General features: G+C 65.7%; 12 protein-coding genes and 1 pseudogene. 8 read left to right on the plus strand and 5 right to left on the minus strand.

Translation table 11 applies throughout. From position 1 onward, the window contains the following. Positions 1 to 2: 2 nt before the first annotated feature. Both AC1DVR_RS00885 and AC1DVR_RS00890 read right to left on the minus strand, forming a co-directional pair. Complete coding sequence (locus AC1DVR_RS00885) at positions 3 to 1,892, minus strand: ABC transporter substrate-binding protein (protein ID WP_477998629.1); 1,890 nt, start codon at positions 1,890 to 1,892, stop codon at positions 3 to 5. Continuing rightward, the gene (locus tag AC1DVR_RS00890; protein WP_477998630.1) at positions 1,889 to 3,790 is read right to left on the minus strand and encodes a dipeptide ABC transporter ATP-binding protein; all 1,902 of its coding nucleotides are present in this window, start codon (positions 3,788 to 3,790) and stop codon (positions 1,889 to 1,891) included. The genes AC1DVR_RS00885 and AC1DVR_RS00890 overlap by 4 nt, the downstream gene beginning before the upstream one ends. A 302-nt stretch (positions 3,791 to 4,092) precedes the next feature. Between AC1DVR_RS00890 and AC1DVR_RS00895 the strand changes: the two genes are divergently transcribed. The 6 genes from AC1DVR_RS00895 (at position 4,093) to AC1DVR_RS00920 (ending at position 13,031) form a co-directional block, all read left to right on the plus strand. Then, positions 4,093 to 5,271 (plus strand): DUF3095 domain-containing protein, encoded by a 1,179-nt coding sequence (locus AC1DVR_RS00895; protein WP_477998631.1) that lies wholly within the window; start codon positions 4,093 to 4,095, stop codon positions 5,269 to 5,271. Between the two features lie 144 nt (positions 5,272 to 5,415). Continuing rightward, the gene (locus tag AC1DVR_RS00900) at positions 5,416 to 8,136 is read left to right on the plus strand and encodes an ABC transporter transmembrane domain-containing protein (RefSeq protein ID WP_477998632.1); all 2,721 of its coding nucleotides are present in this window, start codon (positions 5,416 to 5,418) and stop codon (positions 8,134 to 8,136) included. Positions 8,137 to 8,185: 49 nt separating this feature from the next. Continuing rightward, positions 8,186 to 8,653, plus strand: a complete 468-nt coding sequence (locus AC1DVR_RS00905) for a cyclic nucleotide-binding domain-containing protein (RefSeq protein WP_477998633.1) — start codon at positions 8,186 to 8,188, stop codon at positions 8,651 to 8,653. 211 nt (positions 8,654 to 8,864) lie between these two features. Next, a complete protein-coding gene (locus AC1DVR_RS00910) occupies positions 8,865 to 9,698 on the plus strand; it encodes an MBL fold metallo-hydrolase (protein WP_477998634.1) in 834 nt (277 codons plus the stop codon). Between the two features lie 129 nt (positions 9,699 to 9,827). After that, entirely contained in the window at positions 9,828 to 11,192 is a 1,365-nt protein-coding gene (locus AC1DVR_RS00915) for an adenylate/guanylate cyclase domain-containing protein (protein ID WP_477998635.1), read from the plus strand. 81 nt (positions 11,193 to 11,273) lie between these two features. Continuing rightward, on the plus strand, positions 11,274 to 13,031 hold the full coding sequence (locus AC1DVR_RS00920) for an adenylate/guanylate cyclase domain-containing protein (protein WP_477998636.1): 1,758 nt from the start codon (positions 11,274 to 11,276) through the stop codon (positions 13,029 to 13,031). Positions 13,032 to 14,349: 1,318 nt separating this feature from the next. Here AC1DVR_RS00920 and AC1DVR_RS00925 read toward each other — a convergent pair. Together AC1DVR_RS00925 and AC1DVR_RS00930 are read right to left on the minus strand one after the other, a co-directional pair. Then, positions 14,350 to 14,673, minus strand: a pseudogene (locus tag AC1DVR_RS00925) (metallophosphoesterase); the annotation flags it as partial. Between the two features lie 3 nt (positions 14,674 to 14,676). Further along, entirely contained in the window at positions 14,677 to 16,005 is a 1,329-nt protein-coding gene (locus AC1DVR_RS00930) for a nucleotide sugar dehydrogenase (protein WP_477998637.1), read from the minus strand. A 152-nt stretch (positions 16,006 to 16,157) separates the two neighbouring features. On the opposite strand from AC1DVR_RS00930, the gene AC1DVR_RS00935 reads away from it, so the two are divergent. Together AC1DVR_RS00935 and AC1DVR_RS00940 are read left to right on the plus strand one after the other, a co-directional pair. Beyond that, the gene (locus tag AC1DVR_RS00935) at positions 16,158 to 17,276 is read left to right on the plus strand and encodes a glycosyltransferase family 4 protein (RefSeq protein WP_477998638.1); all 1,119 of its coding nucleotides are present in this window, start codon (positions 16,158 to 16,160) and stop codon (positions 17,274 to 17,276) included. Then, complete coding sequence (locus tag AC1DVR_RS00940; RefSeq protein ID WP_477998639.1) at positions 17,273 to 17,998, plus strand: polysaccharide deacetylase family protein; 726 nt, start codon at positions 17,273 to 17,275, stop codon at positions 17,996 to 17,998. Before AC1DVR_RS00935 ends, AC1DVR_RS00940 begins: the two co-directional genes overlap by 4 nt. On the opposite strand, the gene AC1DVR_RS00945 is transcribed toward AC1DVR_RS00940, so the two are convergent. Next, positions 17,990 to 18,925 carry a glycosyltransferase family 32 protein gene (locus AC1DVR_RS00945; RefSeq protein ID WP_477998640.1) on the minus strand — a complete coding sequence of 312 codons (936 nt, stop codon included), beginning with the start codon at positions 18,923 to 18,925 and terminating at the stop codon, positions 17,990 to 17,992. The two genes, AC1DVR_RS00940 and AC1DVR_RS00945, sit on opposite strands and share 9 nt — an antisense overlap. Positions 18,926 to 18,954: the final 29 nt, after the last annotated feature.

The raw sequence follows: 18,954 nt of genomic DNA on the forward strand, positions 1-18,954 counted from the left end.
GCTCAATCCTCTGCATTGTAGAAGGTGTCGGGCATATAGGCGCCAAGAAAGCTGGTCGGAGAAAAGCCGAACAGCCCCTGGTCCGGCACATTGGCCATCCGGGCCGAGCGCAGGATCGGTTGCGGCGCCGCATTGACCGTGCCGATCGAAAAGACCTGATCGGCCCAGATCGTCAGCATCTTGCCCCAGATCACGGTGCGCTCCTCGGTTGAGGTGCTTTTGCGCCAGTCCTGCAGAAGGCTGACAAGCTGGACCGCGGCCTCCAGATCGGGCGCTTGCCCCGCGGTCTGGCCAGAGCTGTACCAGCTGCCCCAGACCGGCCATTGCAGCTGGTCGGCCTGGGTCGGCGCCAGCTGGTCGGGGGCCATGTCGGCGGTCGGCACGCCATTGTCGAGGCCCTGCATGACGGCCATCTGCACCTCGCCCCCCATGGCGCGGCTGCGGAAGACGTCGCGCTGGGTGGAGCGGATGTAGATCGCGATGCCCACATCGCGCATGTGGTCGGCGATCAGCTCCAGCACATCGACCTCAAGGCTGCTTTCGCCGGCGGTTTCCACCACGATGCCGAGTTGCCTGCCATCGGGCAGTTCGCGGATGCCGCCACCGCCGCGTGCGGTCAGGCCCAGTTCGTCCAGCAGGGAGTTCGCCAGATCCGGGTCATGCTGCGCCCAGGCCGAGGCATATTCCGGCTTGTAGAGCGGGCTTTCCGGCAGGATCGTGTCGGCGCTTTCGCGGCCGAGGCCAAAGAAATTGACCTTGTTCAGTTCCTTGCGGTTGATCGCCACCGACATGGCCCGCCGCATCCGCACATCGCGGAACAGAGTGCGCCAGACCTCATCCTTGCAGTTGAGGTTCGGCAGAAGCGTGACGCTCGACCCCTGGATCTTCTGCCAGAGCAGAACCTTGACCGGATGCTGCTTTTCGGCCTGCTTCATCAGCGTGTAGTCGGGAAAGCTGATGCCATAGGCTTGCAGGTCGCTTTCGCCGGTGGCGGTCTTGGCCGGGATGATCTCGGCCGAGGACACCGCGAGCGTGATGCGGTCGAAATAGGGCAATTGCTGGCCCAGGTGATCGACGCGGTGGAAATAGGGATTGCGTTCGAAGACGAACTGTTCGGCCGGAGGCGCGGTGCGCGGGCGCCAGGCCTCCAGTGTCGGCAGATCGGGGTTTTCCGGCCGGATAGAGCGGCCCATCTTGGCATGCAGGCTGGGCCAGTCATCGACCCGGTTGACCTTGATCAGTTCGGCCAGCTTCTCGGGCGTCTGATACTTGGCATGGAACTGGCTCATGTAGACGCGCGGCGCGAACAGCACCAGCGGCAGCGGCGCGGCCAGCTTGGGCAGGAAATCCGGCATCGGGCTGGCGAAGGTGTAGCGCACGGTCAAGGCGTCGATCACCTCGAAATCGACCACCTTGCCATCGGCCTTGAGGTCCACCGGCGGGCCACCCCGGTAAAGCTCGGAATTGTTCATCATGTCATCCCAGCAGTAGCGGAAATCTTCCGCCGTGAAGGGATTGCCATCCGACCAGCGATGCCCCTCGCGCAGGTGGAGCGTGTAGATCCGGTCCTCGACCACCTCGAAACTGGCGAGGATGTCGGCCACCAGTTCCAGCTTGGCGTCGTAGCCCACAAGACGGGCATAGCTGTAGATCGGGATCAGGCGGATGTCGCGCTGGCCGCCGATCAGCATCCGGATCGTGCCGCTGTATTCGCCCGCCGACCGCCCCATGGAGGGCAAGTCGATGACACGCGGGTTGCGCGGCAGGCGGGCGATCTGCGGCGGCAGGTCGCCGATCGCGGTTTGCGGCATCAGCGAGGGGATCTCGGCCTGCGCCAGCTTGGGCAGGGCGACGGTGGCCAGAAGCGAAAGGGCGGTGCGGCGGGTGATCATGACACGAGGTCTCCCGCAGTGGCGCTGCGCCGGGCCAGAACGAAATGCCCGCCGCCCAGATCCAGCGGTGCCAGATCGGCGGGCGAGGTTTCGGCCCGGAAGGCGGCGGCCCAGCTGGCGCTGGTCAGGGTGCTGTTGCCGGCAAAGGTCGCGAAATCCAGCGGACGGTCCAGATCGGGGTAGGGCACGGCGGCCAGAAGCGCCTTGGTATAGGGATGCACCGGGGCCTGCATGATCACCTCACGCGGGGCGATCTCGACAATGCGACCGGCCCACATCACCGCCACGCGGTCGGCCATGTAATCCACCACCGCCAGATTGTGCGAGATGAACAGATAGGTCAGGCCAAGGTCTTTCTGCAAATCCTTCAACAGGTTGAGGATCTGCGCCTGCACCGAGACATCCAGCGCCGAGACCGGCTCGTCACAAACGATCAAGCCGGGAGCGAGGGCCAAAGCCCGGGCAATGCCGATCCTCTGGCGTTGGCCGCCGGAAAAGCTGTGCGGATAGCGGTGGCGCGCCGATTGGCTGAGGCCGATGGCGCCCAAAAGCGCATCGACCGTCGCCCGCTTCTCCGCTGCCGTGCCGCGTTTGTGGATGTCCAGGGGCTCGGACAGGATATTGCCCACCGACATCCGCGGCGACAGCGAAGAGACCGGGTCCTGAAACACCATCTGGATCTGGGTTCGCAGGTGCTGCAGATCCTCGCCCTTGGCCGCCAGCACATCGACTGGGCCGGTGCCGTCGTCATAGATGACCGCGCCCGCATCGGGGGTCACGGCCCGCATCAGGATCTTGCTGACCGTGGTCTTGCCGCAGCCGCTTTCGCCGACCAGCCCCAGACATTCGCCGCGCTTGATGTCGAAGCTGACGCCATCGACGGCGGGGGCGGGCTTGGTGGCGGATTTGCGCAGATCCCAGGCCTCGCCACGGATCTCGTAGGTTTTCGATAGGTTGCGGACCGAAAGCAGCACCTCAGGCGCCTTGGCGGCAACGGCGGGCTTCGCCCGGGCCATCGCCTCCATCAGCGTGTCGCGCCGGATCTGGATGTCGCGCAGGGGGCGCAGCCTTTCGCCGCGCGCCATTCCGAAATGCGGGATCGCCTGCATGAGGCCTTTCAGGTACGGATGCTCCGGCCGCCGGAAGATATCCTCGACCGGGCCGGATTCCATCACCCGGCCCTGATAGAGCACCACCACCTCGTCGGCGACATTGGCCACGACGCCAAGGTCATGGGTGATCAGAAGGATCGCCATGTCCAGCCGTTGCTGAAGATCGCGCAAAAGGGTCAGGATCTGGGCCTGAATGGTCACGTCCAAGGCGGTGGTCGGTTCATCCGCGATCAGAAGCGAGGGGTTGCAGATCAGCGCCATCGCGATCATCGCGCGCTGCCGCATACCGCCCGACAGCTCGAACGGGTACATGTCAAAGACCTTGCCCGGCTTGGTGAAGCCGACCAAGGCCAGCATCTCCTCGGACCGCTCGCGCTGTTCCTTGGCCGAGACGGGCTTGTGGATCCGCAAGGCCTCCGAGATCTGGTTGCCGATCGTGTGCAGCGCCGAGAAGGAGGTCATCGGTTCCTGAAAGATCATCCCGATGCGCTGACCCCGGATCGCGCGGATCTGCCTCCCGTCGCGCGGCAGGGTCAGAAGGTCCACCATGCCGCCGGGCACATTGGCATCGGGCAAAAGCACCCTTCCACTGACCTTGGCGATGTCGGGTTGCAGCCCCATGATGGTCTGACCCAGAATGGATTTGCCCGAGCCGGACTCGCCCACCAAAGCGGTGATCTTGCCCGGCAAGACCCGCAGACCCACCCCCTTGAGTGCCTCCAGATGGCCGGTGGGCAGGTCGAAAGACACTTTCACGTCTTCCACGCGCAGCAGATCCGTGCTCATGCCAATTCCCTGAAGCGTCATCCTGTCCGACCGATCTTGTGCCACACGGGGCATGAAGGCACCGTTCCTCCGCAGAAGAGCAGTCTTGGCTGGAAGTTCTTGCCATTTGCAAACAGAATGCAAGGACCATGGCGTAAATCGGTGCGGGCCGCTGCGAAGTCGCCGGATCGTGGCTGCTTTGCCGCGCTGGTGCCAGAGCCCCGGATGGCGCACCCCCGGCCCGAAATCGCAATTTGCAGCGGCGCAGAGAAAATGAGACTCTGTGCGCCTGATTTGAGCGAAATTCATGATAGGGTGCCGCCATGACCGATCCGCACGCTGACGCATTCCTTGCCGAGCTTCCGACCTTCGCCGAGTTTGCCGATGTGGCGAATGTGTCACGCTATCGGGCGCTGCCGGACGGCTGGGCGTTGGCGGTGGCGGATGTCGTCTCCTCGACCGAGGCGATCGCTCAGGGCAAGTACAAGACGGTCAACATGGCGGGGGCTGCGGTCATCACGGCGCTCTTGAACGTGCTGGGCAACAGCAAGATGCCCTTTGTCTTTGGCGGAGATGGCGCGGTCGTGGCCGTGCCGCCCGACAGCTTTGCTGCGGCGCGTGCGGCGCTGGCCGCTACGGCGCGCTGGATCGAGGAGGATCTGGGCCTGAACATGCGCACGGCCCTCGTTCCCCTGGCCGAGATCCGCGCCGCCGGGCATGATGTGCGGATTGCGCGCTTTCAGGGCAGTCCGACGCTGACCTTCGCGATGTTCGCGGGCGGCGGTTCGGCCTGGGCCGAGGCGCAGATGAAAGACGGCGCCTTCACGGTGCCGATGGCGCCCCCCGGCACCCGTCCTGATCTGACCGGCCTGTCCTGCCGCTGGAACCCGATCCCCTCGCGCAACGGGCAGATCGTGTCGATCATCGCGGTGCCGATGCCGGGCGCCGACCCGGACGCCTTTCGCAAGCTGGTGGCCGATGTGGTCGACGTGGCCAATGCGGCTGGCGGTCTGGGCAACCCCCTGCCGCCCGAGGGCCCAACCCCCTATCTTGCGCTGGGCGGGCTGGAGGCCGAGGCCAATGCCCGCGCGCCGCGCGGCAAGCGTCTGCTTGCGCGCCTCAAGGTGCTGACCGCGATTTTCATGACCGTTGTACTGTACCGCAGCCGCATGACCCTTGGCGGCTTCGATGCCCGCACCTACATGCGCGAAATGGCGCGCAACACCGACTTTCGCAAGTTCGACGACGGGCTGAAGATGACCCTCGACATCAACGCCGCAGGGCTGGCCCGGATCGAAGCGCTTCTGGAAGCCGCTTCCGCCGCGGGCCTGTGCCAGTTCGGCCTGCACAACCAGACCTCGGCCCTGGTCACCTGCATCGTGCCCTCGCTGATGGCGGGCGATCACATGCATTTCATCGACGGCGCCTCGGGCGGTTACGCCCAGGCTGCCCGGGTGATGAAGGCCAAGGCAGCCGCACGGCAGCCTGTGCTGCAACGATAAACCCTTGCCTGAAAAGCGGGCTTGATATTGAGTGACCCGGGCGGCAGCTTTCTGGTCTGGAAACAGGCATCCGTCGGGACGTTACGACCCTTTGCCCCTTTGGTCATCCAAAGGGCAGACTGAAGAGTGGAGGGCTGTGAGGCCATGCTGGACCCCAATATCTCGCGTTATATCTGGACCCACACGAAACGGCAGCAGCTGTGGATTCTGGCCATCGTCGCCTTGTCGATGGTGCCCTATTTCCTGTCCTTCAACCTGCCCAAGCAGATCGTGAACGGCCCGATCCAGGGCGCGGGGTTCGAAACCGCCGGGGCCACGCAGCTGTTCATGCAGATCACCGTGGATCTGCCGCTGCTGGGCGCGGTGACGTTGTTTCCCGGCGTACCGCTGGAGCGGATGCCGACGCTCTTCGCGCTGAGCGGGGTGTTCCTGCTGCTGGTCATCGTGAACGGGCTCTTCAAATACTACATCAACACCTACAAGGGCCGCCTGGGCGAAAGGCTGCTGCGCCGCATCCGCTTTACGCTGGTTGACCATATCCTGCGGTTTCCGCCCGCAACCTTCAAACGTCTGAAGGGGGCCGAGATGGCCAGCATGATCAAGGACGAGGTGGAGCCTTTGGGCGCCTTCACCGGCGATGCCTTCGTGGCCCCAGCGCTGTTGGGTGGGCAGGCGCTGACCGCGCTGGCCTATATCTTTGTCCAGAGCGTCCCCCTGGGCTTCATCACCGCGGCGCTGGTGACGGTGCAGGCCTTCATCATCCCGCGGATGCGGCGGCGGCTGCTGATCCTCGGCCGCGAAAGGCAGCTGACCGCGCGCGAACTGGCGGGCCGCGTCAGCGAGATCTTCGACGGCATCCACACCATCCACTCCAACGACACGTCGAACTTCGAACGGGCCGATATCTCCTCGCGGCTGGGCCTGATCTACAAGATCCGGTTCGATATCTATCAGTGGAAGTTCATGGTGAAGTTCATCAACAACTTCCTCGCCTCGCTGACGCCCTTCCTGTTTTACAGCATCGGCGGCTATCTGGCGCTGAGGGGGCAGCTGGACATCGGTCAGCTGGTGGCCGTGATCGGCGCCTACAAGGACCTGCCCGGCCCCCTGAAGGAGCTGATCGACTGGGACCAGAACCGCCAGGACGTGCAGATCAAGTACAATCAGGTCATCGGGCAGTTCGCCGTCGATGGCCTTTTGGACCCCGAAATTCAGGCGCTGACCGAAGAAGCCCCGCTGAGCCGGATTGAGGGGCCGATCGCCTCGGTCAATCTGGGGGTGACGGCCGAAAGCGGTGCGGTGGGTCTGGAGCGGGTGAACTTCACCCTCAACCCGGGCGAATCCGTGGCCCTGGTCGGCAATGCCGGCTCGGGGGCCGAGATTCTGGCCGAGGTTCTGGCGCGGATCGTCTGGCCCAGTCAGGGCCGGGTCACGATCGGGTCGGACAATCTGCATTCCCTGCCCGAATCGATCAGCGGGCGCATGATCTCTTACGCCGGAGGTGACGCCAGCTTCTTCTTCGGAACGGTGCGCGATAACCTGCTGTACGGATTGAAACACGCCCCCCTGGGCCAGCGCCAACTGACCGGCGCCGATCTGGACCGCCGGAAATGGGAGGTCCGCGAGGCGCAACAGGCCGGCAACGTCGAATTCGACATTCAAAGCGACTGGATCGACTACAAGGCCCATGGCGCCGAGGATATGGCCGCGCTGATGCCCTCGGTCTTCGAGGCGCTGGATGCGGTGGCCCTGACGCGCGACATGTTCGATTTGGCGCTGCGCTCCAGCGTCAAGATGTCGGAACATGGCGAGCTTGCCGCCAAGGCGGTCGAGATGCGCAGCGTCCTGCGCGAGGAATTGACCGCGCAGGATCTGAACGGGCTGATCGTGCCCTTCGAACCCGGCGCCTACAACGTCGAAGCGACGGTCATTGAAAACCTGCTGTTCGGCAATGCCCGCAAGCCCGAGCTGATGGCCGGGGCGATCATCAACAATCCCTATTTCCGTACGGTCCTGGACCAGCGCGGCCTGAGCAAGACCCTCTTCGAGGTGGGCGTCGAAATCGCCCGCAACGCGATCGAACTGTTCAGCGATCTGGCCCCCGACCACCCCTTCTTCCAGCAGCTGACCTTCATGAAGTCGGATGACATCCCGCTGTACGACATGGTTCTGAAGAAACTCGGCAAGACCTCCATGGGCCTGACCGATGCCGACCGCGCCATGATGATCCGCCTCAGCTTCGACTATATCGAGCCGCGCCACCGCTTCGGCCTGCTGACCGACGAGCTGATGGCGCAGATCGTGGCGTTCCGGACCGATTTCCACGAGGGGCTGCCGCCCAGCCTCAAGGACGCGATCGAGCTTTACGATCCGGACCAGTACATGGTTTCGGGCACTTTGCTGGACAACATGCTGTTTGGCCGCATCAGCCAGAAGTACCGCGATGGCGCCGAGCGGATCTATGGCGTGGCCGGCGGCGTCTTGCGCAAACTGGGGATCTACGAGGCCGTGCTGTCGATCGGCCTCGATTTCCACATCGGCACCGGCGGCAAGCGGCTGACCTCGGTCCAGCGGCAAAAGCTGGATATCGCCCGGGTGCTGATTCGCCGCTCGGACTATTATCTCTTCAATCGCCCGCTGACGGCGCTGGATCCGCAGTCGCAAATGCGGGTGGCGACGGGTGCCCTGGCCTATCTGCGCAAGGACGATCGCAAGCCGGCCATCGTCTGGGTTGTGTCAAATGCCCGTGCGGCGCTGATGTTTGACCGTGTTCTGGTCTTTGACCGCGGTCATTTGGTCGAAGATGGCGCTGTCGCCGAAGTTTCGCAAAAGATGGGTATCTTCAAGGAAATGATCGCGGCATAGTCGGAGGGCATGGCCGAACCAGAGATGGGACGAATGGGAAGGTGACAACGTGCTGCTGAATGATGAAGTCAAGATGCTGAGGCAGGTGCCTCTGTTCGTTGGCGTCTCCCCCGCCAAGCTCAAGCTGCTGGCCTTCACCTCGGAGCGCGTCTCGTACCGCGTCGGCGATGTCCTGTGCCGTCAGGGTGAGGCGGGCGATGCGGCCTTCGTGCTGTTGTCGGGCCGGGCTGATGTGCTGGTCGATGGCCCGACCGGGCAGATCAAGGTCGCCGATCTGGAGGAAAACGCCATCGTCGGGGAAATCGCCATCCTGTGCGATGTGGCGCGTACCGCCACCGTCCGGGCCGCCACCCCGGTCGAGGCGCTGCGGATCAGCAAGGACAATTTCTTCAAGCTGATGACCGACTTCCCCGAAATGACCATCGAAGTCGTGCGCGTGCTGGCTGACCGTCTGAGCCAGACCACGATCGAACTGACCGAGGCGCGCAGCAAAGTCGCAGCCCTGTCCAAGCGCTGAAAGGCGCAGGGCAAGGGCGGGATCGCGGTGCGCGCAGGAAGAAAGCCAATAGAAAATTGGTATATTTGTGCAATCAGGCCTCGCATCCGGCGCCGATGCTTCTTAAGCTTCGTCCCATCAGCTACTGAGGAAGCCTGATCGTGGCTATGCGCGTGACAGACAGGGTTTGGCCCGGCCAGACCAATCCGGGCCTTTTGCACCGGTGCGCGGCATGACGTCTGATCCGGGTCTCCGCATCAAGCTTTGGGGCGTGCGCGGCAGCCTGCCCGCGACCGGGCCGGAATTCGCGATCTTCGGCGGCAATACGACCTGCATCGAGATGCGCTGCGGCGAGCATGTGCTGATGTTCGACGCCGGCAGCGGCGCCTTGCCCGCCGGTGCCGCGATGCGGAGCGAAGGCTGCAAGAACGTCACCCTCTATTTCACCCATACCCATTACGACCATATCATCGGTCTGCCGTTCTTCCTGCCGATGTATTGCAAGGAATCGACCCTGCAGATGTGGTCGGGCCACATGGGCGCCGAGATGACCACCAAGCAGATCCTGAAGGAGTTCATGCGCGCGCCCTTCTTTCCGATCGGCCCGGATTACTGCAGCGCCCATATCGACACGCGCAATTTCACCGTGGGCGATGTGCTGAGCCCGCATCCCGGTCTGATCATCAGGACCGACATGCTCAACCATCCGGGCAATGCGGTGGGCTATCGGGTCGAATGGGCCGGCCGCTCGGTTGCGATCATCACCGATACCGAACATGAGCCGGGCAAGCTGGACCCGGCGGTGTTGCGTCTGATCGACGGGGTGGATCTGTTTTTGTACGACGCCAACTTTGTCGATGACGAGATGGTCAAGTTCAAGGGCTTTGGCCATTCGACCTGGCAACAGGCGCTGCGTCTGGCAGAGGTGGCCGGCGCCAAGCGGGTTGGCTTCATCCACCACAGCACCACCCGCACCGACGCCCAGCTGACCCGGATCGAACACGAGGCGCAGGCCATCTTCCCCGCCTCGTTCTGCGGGCGGGATTTTCAGGTGATCGACCTTTGACACCGCGGTCAGACCTGGGCGGATCGGGCGCCAAATAACTCTTTTTCGCTGCAGGGAAACCAGCTATTGCGGGCCTCTTGCCGGGCCGGTCCCCGGCTTCGGTTCCCGAGGTGGAAGGTAGGAAAGTCTTTGGCCTCCGTCTTCACAACGCTGCGCGACATTTTGTACTACGTCTGGACCGGAGGGCATTACGGCGATGCCATGCCGGCACGCGTGATGGCAGAGATGGACCGCCGCGAGGCCATGGCCGAACAGACCATCGGCTGGGCGCAGCTGGGGATCCTGGGCTTTTTCACGCTGCTTTACGCGGTGGCCCCCCGGGCCGAGGGCGCGTCGGGCGCGAACTTCGTGCCGATGACGCTGGCAGCCTATTTCATGTTCACGGTGTTCCGGGTGGTCCTGTCCTACCGCACCGTGCTGCCGGGGTGGTTTCTGGTCCTGTCGATGGTCGTCGATGTGGGCCTTTTGTGCGGAATGATCTTCTCCTTCCACATCCAGTACCAGCAGCCGGCGGAGTTCTCGCTCAAGTCGCCGACGATGACCTATCTGTTCTTCTTCATCGCCCTGCGCGCGCTGCGGTTCGATCCGCGCTATGTCCTGATGGCCGGGCTGATCGCGGCCTCGGGCTGGGGGATCATGGTGCTCTACGCGCTGACCTCGGATATGGCGCATACGCGGATCACCCGGAATTACGTGGAATATCTGACCTCGAACAGCGTGTTGATCGGGGCGGAGGTCGACAAGATCATGACGATCCTTGGCGTGACGCTGATCCTGACCTTCGCGCTGTTCCGGGCGCGGCGGGTGCTGGTCATCGCCATTCAAAGCCATGCGGCGGCCGAGGATCTGAGCCAGTTCTTCGCGCCCGAGGTGGCCGACATGATCACCCAATCTGCCAACCTGCCCGGCATGGGCCAGGGCGAGACGCGGACCGCTTCGATCATGTTCATCGACGTGCGCAGCTTCACCGCCATCGCGCTGGGCCTGCCGCCCGAGACGGTGATGCGCGTCCTGGCGCATTATCAGCGGATCAGCCTGACCGAGGTCGAAAAGCACAATGGCCGGATCGACAAGTTCATGGGCGACGGGATTCTGGCCACCTTCGGCGCCGTCCACAGCAGCGAGACCTATGCCGCCGATGCGCTGCGTGCCGCGCAGGCGGTGATTGCGGCACTTGATGCGCAATCGGCCGAGTTCAGCGAACTGGGCTGGCCGGGGCGCTTCAGGACCGGCTCGGCGGTTGCCTCGGGCGATGTGACGGTGGGGATCGTCGGCTCGCAGGGGCGTTATGAATTCACGGTGATCGGCAATTCGGTCAACCTCGCCTCCAAACTGGAAAGCGCCAACAAGGCGCAGGGCACCCGGATCTTGACCGATGGCAACACTTTCAAGACGGCCGAGGCCCAGGGCTATGTCAACCCGGTGGCCTTGCGGCAGAACGGAGTTCGGGTTACCGGCATTTCCCATCCGGTCGATCTTGTTATTCTGGGCTGACATGCGACTTTGGCCTCGGACTCCGGGGGCAACGGGTCCATCCTGCCGGCAGAACCGGCGGTTGACTTCGAAGGGGGCGGCATGACCGGCATTCCAAAGGTATCGCGGCGGGAAGGGCGGCGCTGGCGGCCCGGTACGGCGGAGCTGCGGCTCTGGTCGGGTCTGGTGCTGTTCACCTTTGCCACGACGCATCTGATCAACCACGCGCTCGGTCTCATCTCGCCCGAGGCGATGCAGGTCGGGCAGGATCTGCGTCTGGCGGTGACGCGCAGCCTGATCGGCACCGTCGTGCTGTGTTCGGCGGCGCTGGTGCATTTTATCCTGGGCACGCTGCGCTTCATCCGGCAGCGCTCCTGGCGGATGGGCCTGCGCGGGGTGGCGCAGATTTCCTTCGGCCTCATGATCCCGCTTCTGCTGATCCGCCATGTCCTTGGCACCCGCGGCGTTTACGAGTTCTTCGGCATCCGCGACACCTACGCCTATGCGCTGTGGGCGATGTGGCCCGGCGAGGCGGTCCGGCTGGCCCTGCTGATCATCATGGTCTGGGTCCATGGCTGCATCGGCATCCATATGTGGCTGTCGTCCCGGGCGTGGTATCGCCGCAACCTCTGGGCCTTTTACGGGCTGGCGGTGCTGATCCCTGCGCTGGCCTATGCGGGCTTCGTTTCGGCCAGCCGGGTCAGCGCGCTGCGGGGCGGCTATTCCAGCCCCTTCACCCCCGAGCAATACCGCGCGATCTCGCACAGCTTTTCCACTTGGTCCTATGCCTATTCCGCGCTTCTGGCGACGGCGGTTCTGATCTGGCTGGCGCTGCTGATCAGCAACAAGATGGCCTCGCGGATCACGGTGCAATATGTCGGCGGGCCAAGGGTAACAGCCACCCGCGGCCTTTCGGTGCTGGAGATCAGCCGCGCGAACCGGGTCCCGCATGCCTCGGTCTGCGGCGGGCGGGCGCGCTGTTCGACCTGCCGCGTGCGCGTGGTCGAAGGGCTGGAGGATCTGCCCCCCGCCTCGGACCTGGAGCAGCTGGTGCTGCGCCGGGTCGGCGCGCCGGCCAATGTGCGGCTGGCCTGCCAGCTGCGCCCGACGGCGGATCTGGCGGTCTCCACCCTCTTGCCGGCCCGGCTGGAGCCGGGTCAGGCAATTCTCTTCGACAAATACCATTGGGGGGTCGAGCGCGAGGTGACGATCCTGTTTTGCGACCTGCGCGGTTTTACCAAGCTGTCCGAGGCCTGGCTGTCCTTCGACGTGGTCTTTGTCCTCAACCAGTTCCTCGGCCGCATGGCCGAAGCGATCGAGGACAGCGGCGGTTTCGTCGACAAGTTCATGGGTGACGGGATCATGGCGATCTTCGGCATGGATGGCACCCCGGAAGAGGGCGCGCGCAAGGCCATCGCCGCGGCCCGGGCGATGGGCGGCGTGATGGACGGTCTGAACCAAAGCCTGCGCGACCAGCTGCGCACACCCTTGGCCATGGGCATCGGTATCCACGCCGGTCAGGCCATTCTGGGCCGCATCGGCGCCGCCCACCGGACCGAGACGGTGGCCCGCCTGACCGCCCTGGGCGAGACGGTCAACATCGCCAGCCGGCTGGAGGCCATGACGAAGGAACTGGGCGTGCAGGTGGCGGTGTCAGCCTATGCGCTGCGGCTGTCCGGCCTGCCGCCTTCGGAAAAGACCGAGCATCACAACGTCACCATCCGCGGCCTGAGCGAGCCTATGGATATCGTGGTGGCAGCCCATGCGACGCGCCTGCCGCAGCCGGAGCTACAGGCGGCACCTCAGCCTGTGCACCAACCGGGACCGCAAGCGGATTCACCCTCTGGCCCTCCGGCCTGACAGGGCAGGTATCATCCGTGGCCATCCGGTCGAGCGAGGCGCCCAGCACGGAGAGGAAGCGGGCAAAGAAGGCCGCGTGGCCCCGGGCGGGGTCGGCGCGGTCATCCCCCAGAGTGGCGGCCAGCGCGCGGTAGAGGTGCAGTCGCTCTGTCGGCACCCAGTGAGGCGCCAGCGGCCCGGCGGTCCGGATCAGGTTGGCGTCCAGCACCAGATCCTGCAGGGCGCAGCTCTGCAGAGCCTCGGCGGGCAGGCCGTGGCGCCGGGTGAACTCTGCCGACGTCTCGGCTTCGCCCGTGCCGCACAGGTCCAGAAGAAAGCCCGCATCCCGGCCCGGCAGCAGCGCCAGAGCCTCGGCCGGCCAGTCCTTTGGCAGTTGCCGGGTCACAAGATGCGTCCGGCGCTGGTCGGCCAGGAAGGCGCCGAAGGGCAGCGCGGGCCCCTGCCGGCCCTCGGCCTGATACAGCGCCGACAGGTCGGGGTCGGGCGGCAGATCGGCCATCGTCACGGTCTGGGCCGACAGTGCCGCCGGCGTGGCCGCGATCACCTTGAACGCCGGGGGAAAGGCCACCAGGGAGGGCAGGGACAGGTCGGTCAGGCTGCCCTCTGGCGTCGTCAGGTGGGTTGTCGCGTTGACATGCATATGCCCGCCCAGATGCCAGCGCAGCCCCGCTGCGATCAGCCTGTGCCCGACCGAGGCCGCAGGGCTGCGCCGTGCGACGGTGGTCTGGCCATAAAGTGCCACCTCCGACCCGGCGCCGTCCTGGAACGGGTCCAGCACAGGGTAATGCGAGGTGGTGACCAGCGTCTTGCCGAGCGCACGTGCCCGCCCCGTCACATCGCGGATCCAGTCCAACAGAAAGGGTTTCAACCGCAACAGCGAAGTCCACCCGGCATCCGAGGGCCCGATGAAGGTCTTCTTGCGGCTCGGGTCGGTGCGGCCCGGTCGCGGTTCGAACACATTGGCGTCGATCATCAGAAGCCAAAGCCCCGCCTCCGGCTCGACCAGATAAGAGGCGTCCATCAGGGGCAGGCTGACCGAACCATCAGCCGCATGCGCCTGATAGGTCCGGTGTTCGGGCTGATCCTGCGGGCCGAAGGGGCTTTCCCAATGCAGATCCTCGGGCCGGCGAAAATAGCCGAAGCGCGCCATGGGATCCAAAGCGGCAGGCTGGCCGGCGCAGCGCAGGGCGGCGGTCAGGACGGCGCCGGGGCCCTCGATCGCGGCCTGTTCGGCGTCGCTGGTCACCATCACGGTCTGCCCGGGGGCGGAGATGAAGCGCGTCGTCACATCCTTGCCCAAGGGGCCGAACAGGTCGTGATTGCCTGGGGTTGCATAGAACCGCATCCCGTGGCGCGCCTCGAACTTCGCCAGCAGGGCGGCGAGGCGGCGGGTGTTTTCGGCCTGCCCGTCATCGGTGTAATCGCCCGCCAGCACCACATGGCGCAGGCCAAGCGCTGCGATCCTCTCCAGAGCGGCGGTCAGGACCCTGGCCGTCTCGTTGAAGGCGCGGGGGCCGGTGCTGGTATCGGCCCAGCTGCGCAGGGCCAGCCGTCGGCCGCCCACCTCCAGCCCCGCGCCGCCGAAATCGCCGGCCGGGTCGTGGAAATGCGCGTCGGCGATGATGGCCAGACGATGCGCCACGGCTCAGGCCTTGACCACGTTCTCGGACAGGATGTGGCGGCGGGCAAAGACATTGCGGGTGTCGATGATTAGCGCCGACCATCTGGCCAACGCCTCATAGTCCAGCACGTCATGATCGGTCGCAATCACCACGGCATCAAAGCCCCGGATCACCGCCTCGTCAAAGTCCACCGACTTGCGACCCTTGAGCGCGCCATAAGCCCGGGTCTTCGGGATCTCGGCCACGAAGGGGTCGTGATAGCAGGCCTGCCCGCCACGCTCCTCGATCAGTTCGATCAGCTTCAGCGAGGGGCTCTCGCGGATATCCGGCACGTTCTTCTTGTAGGCGAGCCCGATCACCAGCACCTTCGACCGGCTGAGCGCGCGGCCCAGACGCTGGTCCAAAGCCTCGGCCAGACGGCCCACGACATGGCGCGGCATGGCGGCGTTGATCTCGCCCGCAAGCTCTATGAAGCGGGTCGGGATGTCGTATTCCCGCGCCTTCCAGGTCAGGTAGAAGGGGTCGATCGGGATGCAATGCCCGCCGAGGCCGGGGCCGGGGTAGAAGGGCATATAGCCGAAGGGCTTGGTCTTGGCGGCCTCGATCACCTCCCAGACATCGACGCCCATCGCCTCGTAGATCACCTTCAGCTCGTTCACGAGGGCGATGTTGACGGCGCGGAAGATGTTCTCGGTCAGCTTGACCGCCTCGGCTGTCGCGGTGGAGGAGACCGGGACCACGGTTTTCACCACAGCGCCATAAAAGGCCGTGACCAGTTGGCCGGCCTCGGCCCCGTCGCCCGCCACCACCTTCGGGATGGTCGAGGTGTCAAAGGCGCGGTTGCCGGGGTCTTCCCGCTCGGGCGAGAAACCGAGGAAGAAATCACGGCCCGAGACGAGGCCCGTCGCCTCCAGAATCCGCTTCACCGGGCCATCGGTTGTCCCCGGATAGGTGGTGGATTCCAGCACCACCAACTGCCCCTTGCGCAGCGTCTTGGCGATGTCGTCGCAGGTCCGGGTGATGAAGGACAGATCCGGCTCGCGGTGCCGGGTCAGGGGGGTCGGCACACAGATCACGATCACATCGCATTGCCCGAGCTGGGCGAAATCCGAGGTGGCGGTGAAGCGCCCCTCGGCGACCTGTTTGGCCAGAACGGTATCCGAAACCGCCTCGATATAGCTTTTGCGCGCCTCGACTGCGGTGATCTTGCCGGGGTCGGTGTCAAAGCCGGTGACAGTGAAGCCGCCCTGCGCCGCGGCCATGGCCAAAGGCAGGCCGACATAGCCCAGACCGATGACCCCGACGCGGGCCTCGCGGGACGTGATGGAGTCGAGCAGGGAAGACAGGGGCATGATCACTCCGCCACGCTTGCATGTGCAGGTGAGATGCGGCAGTTCGGCGAGGCTGTCAAGGATCAGGGCGCCCCGGCGGATTGGGGTCGCTGACTTGTGAAATTGGGTTTAACTTGGGCCGGTGAAGTGAAGATCATGTGGACTCCGCGCTGATGACCCGACCCGAGCCTGTCTTGCGGATCGCCTTTTACGCACCCCTGAAGGCGCCCGGCCATCCGGTTCCCTCGGGCGACCGGCTGATGTCGCAGCTTCTGATCGCCTGCCTGCAGGAGGCCGGGCATCAGGTCGCGGTGGTCTCGGAGCTGCGCGCCTTTCTGGGCGATGCGCAGGACCAGACAGGCTGGGCGCAGCTTCAGGCCACGGCCGGGGCCGAGGTGGCGCGGATCGCGGACCTGTGGGAGCAGGGCGGCGCCCCGGATGTCTGGCTTTGCTACCACCCCTATTACAAGGCGCCCGATCTTCTGGGCCCCGTTCTTTCGCGCCGCTTCGGCCTGGCCTATCTGACGGTCGAGGCCTCCTACTCCCGCCGGCGCAACATCGGCATCTGGGCCGAGATGCAGGCCCATGTCCGGGCGGCGGTGCAGGAGGCGCGGCTGAACCTGTGCGTGACGGGTCGCGATGCGGCGGGTCTGGCCGGGGAGTTGCCGGAGGCTCGGCTCGCCCGCTTTCCCGCCTTCATCGACACGACGCCCTTTGCCGCGCCAAGCCAGCCGCGGCCCGGCCATCTGGTGACCGTCGCCATGATGCGGCCCGGCGACAAGGCGGAAAGCTATCAGCGGTTGGCCGCCTGGGCCGCCTTGCTGCCCGTGGGGCTGGACTGGCACCTTTCAGTGATCGGCGACGGCCCCTGCTGCCCGCAGGTGCAGGCGCTGTTCGTGGGCCTGCCGCCGGGGCGGGTCCGCTGGCTGGGCCAGCAGGACCGACCCGCCATCGCAGCACTGCTGGCCACCGCCCGGGCCTATGTCTGGCCCGGCTGCGGTGAGGCCTATGGCCTGGCCTATCTGGAGGCGCAGGCCGCCGGCGTGCCCGTCGTGGCGCAGGCGGTGGCCGGCGTGCCCGAGGTCGTGGCAGATGGCGTCACCGGCTTTCTGACCGCCGAGGGCGACGACCAGGCCGCCGCGGCCGCCATCACCCGCCTTCTGACCGAGGACGCGCTGCAAGCCCGGATGGGGCAGGCGGCGCGGGCGCAGGTCTTGCGCGACCACAGCCTTGCCGGCGCCGCGGTCCGGCTGGATCATCTGCTGCACCTGGCAATGAAGGACCAGACATGAGCGACACCTTGCTGCGGGCGCTGGACTTGCGGGCCGCCGAGGGGCGTCCTGCCCGGCTCTGGCTGCGCGATGACGATGCCGTGCAGCCAAGTGCTGCCCTTGACCATCTGCTGGCCTTGACGGCTGGCGCAGGGGTGCCGGTGACGCTCGCCGTGATCCCGGCCCATTCGGGGCAGGACCTGGCGGACCGGCTGTCGTCGGCGCCGGGTGTTTCGGTCGCGGTCCATGGCTGGGCCCATGTCAACCACGCCCCGCCCGCCGAGAAGAAGCAGGAGCTGGGCGCGCATCGCCCTGTGGCGACCGTTCTGGCCGAGTTGGCGCAGGGCTTTGCCCATCTTGCGTGCCTCCATGGCGGGCAGTTCACCCCGGTTTTGGTGCCGCCGTGGAACCGGATCAGCTCTCAGGTCGTGCAGGGCTTGCCCGGCCTTGGCTTTCGGGCTTTGTCGGTCTTTGGCCCGGAGGGTGACGCCCCCCTGCCGCTGTTCAACACCCATGTCGATGTGATGGATTGGCACGGCAGCAGGGGCGGTCGGCCCGATGCGGTGCTGTTCGAAGAACTGGCCGCAGCCATCAGCCGCAGCGATGCGCCGGTGGGTCTGCTGACCCACCACCTGGTGCATGACGCCCAGGTCTGGGGCTTTCTGGAGCGGCTTTTTGCCCTGACCCGGGGCCATCCGGGCTGTGCTTGGCACGGCCTGCCGGCGCTTCTCACCTCACCATGACTTCCAGGCGATCAGAAGGCCGCCACCCTCCGCCATCGCCTCGGCGCGCAAAGCCTCGGGCGAGGCGGCCTTCGCCAGCGCCCCGGCGACAAGCGTCTGCGGCGCCAGGCTGACCGCCCCGCCGCGCGCGGCCAGGGTGAAGACCAGAGGCCCGGTCGCCCACCAGGCCGGCGCCTCGGGCAACAAAGCCCGCGCCTGCGGCAATTGCGCGTTCAGGCGCAGCAGGGCGGGGTGGGCCGGCGGGCAGGCGATGAAGGAATTGGCCAGCAGCAGGCCACCAAGCCCGGTCTGACGCGGCACCACCTCGGCCAGGGCGGTCAGGCCCTGCAGCGGCAACAGGTCGTGAAAACCGATATCGTCGCGCGCCGGATACCAGTCGCAGTCAAGGTAGATCCCGCCCTCCGCCGCAAGGATGGCATAGCGCGCCACATCAACCGCGCCGGGGTAATCCCCCTTGGCCAGCATCGCGGCAAAGATCGCTTGGTCGGGCAGGCCAAGCCGCGCGAGGTCGGCCTCTTGCCAGAGCTTGTAGCCATAGCCCTGCCGTGCCGCATGGGCACGCCAGGCCGCCACGCCGGGGGGCACGGCCAAGGGGCCGATCCAGATCTGGTGGATCACCCGCGGCACCGGGGCCAGGTTGGCCGACGTCATCGCCCGCTGTTCGGCCAGGGTATAGTGGAACAGGGGTGCCAGAACCTCGGGCGGCGGCATCAGCAGAAACTGCAACCCGGCGCGGGCCACGGCGTCGCCGCGCGCCTTGGCCAGATGCAACATGGCAGAGTGCAGGCGCCGTGGCAGGTGCAAAGCGGTCTGGGCGGGCAGGATGCGGATCTCCGGATCGGCGGCCAGCGCCTCCAGCAGGGCCAGCGCCGCCTGATGCGCGCCCCGGTCGGTCAGGGCGCGGGCCTCGGCGATGCCCTCGGTCATCCTTTGCTTTGGCGTCATCGGAGCCACCG

This window comes from Rhodobacter sp. P2_H5 (assembly GCF_056403335.1).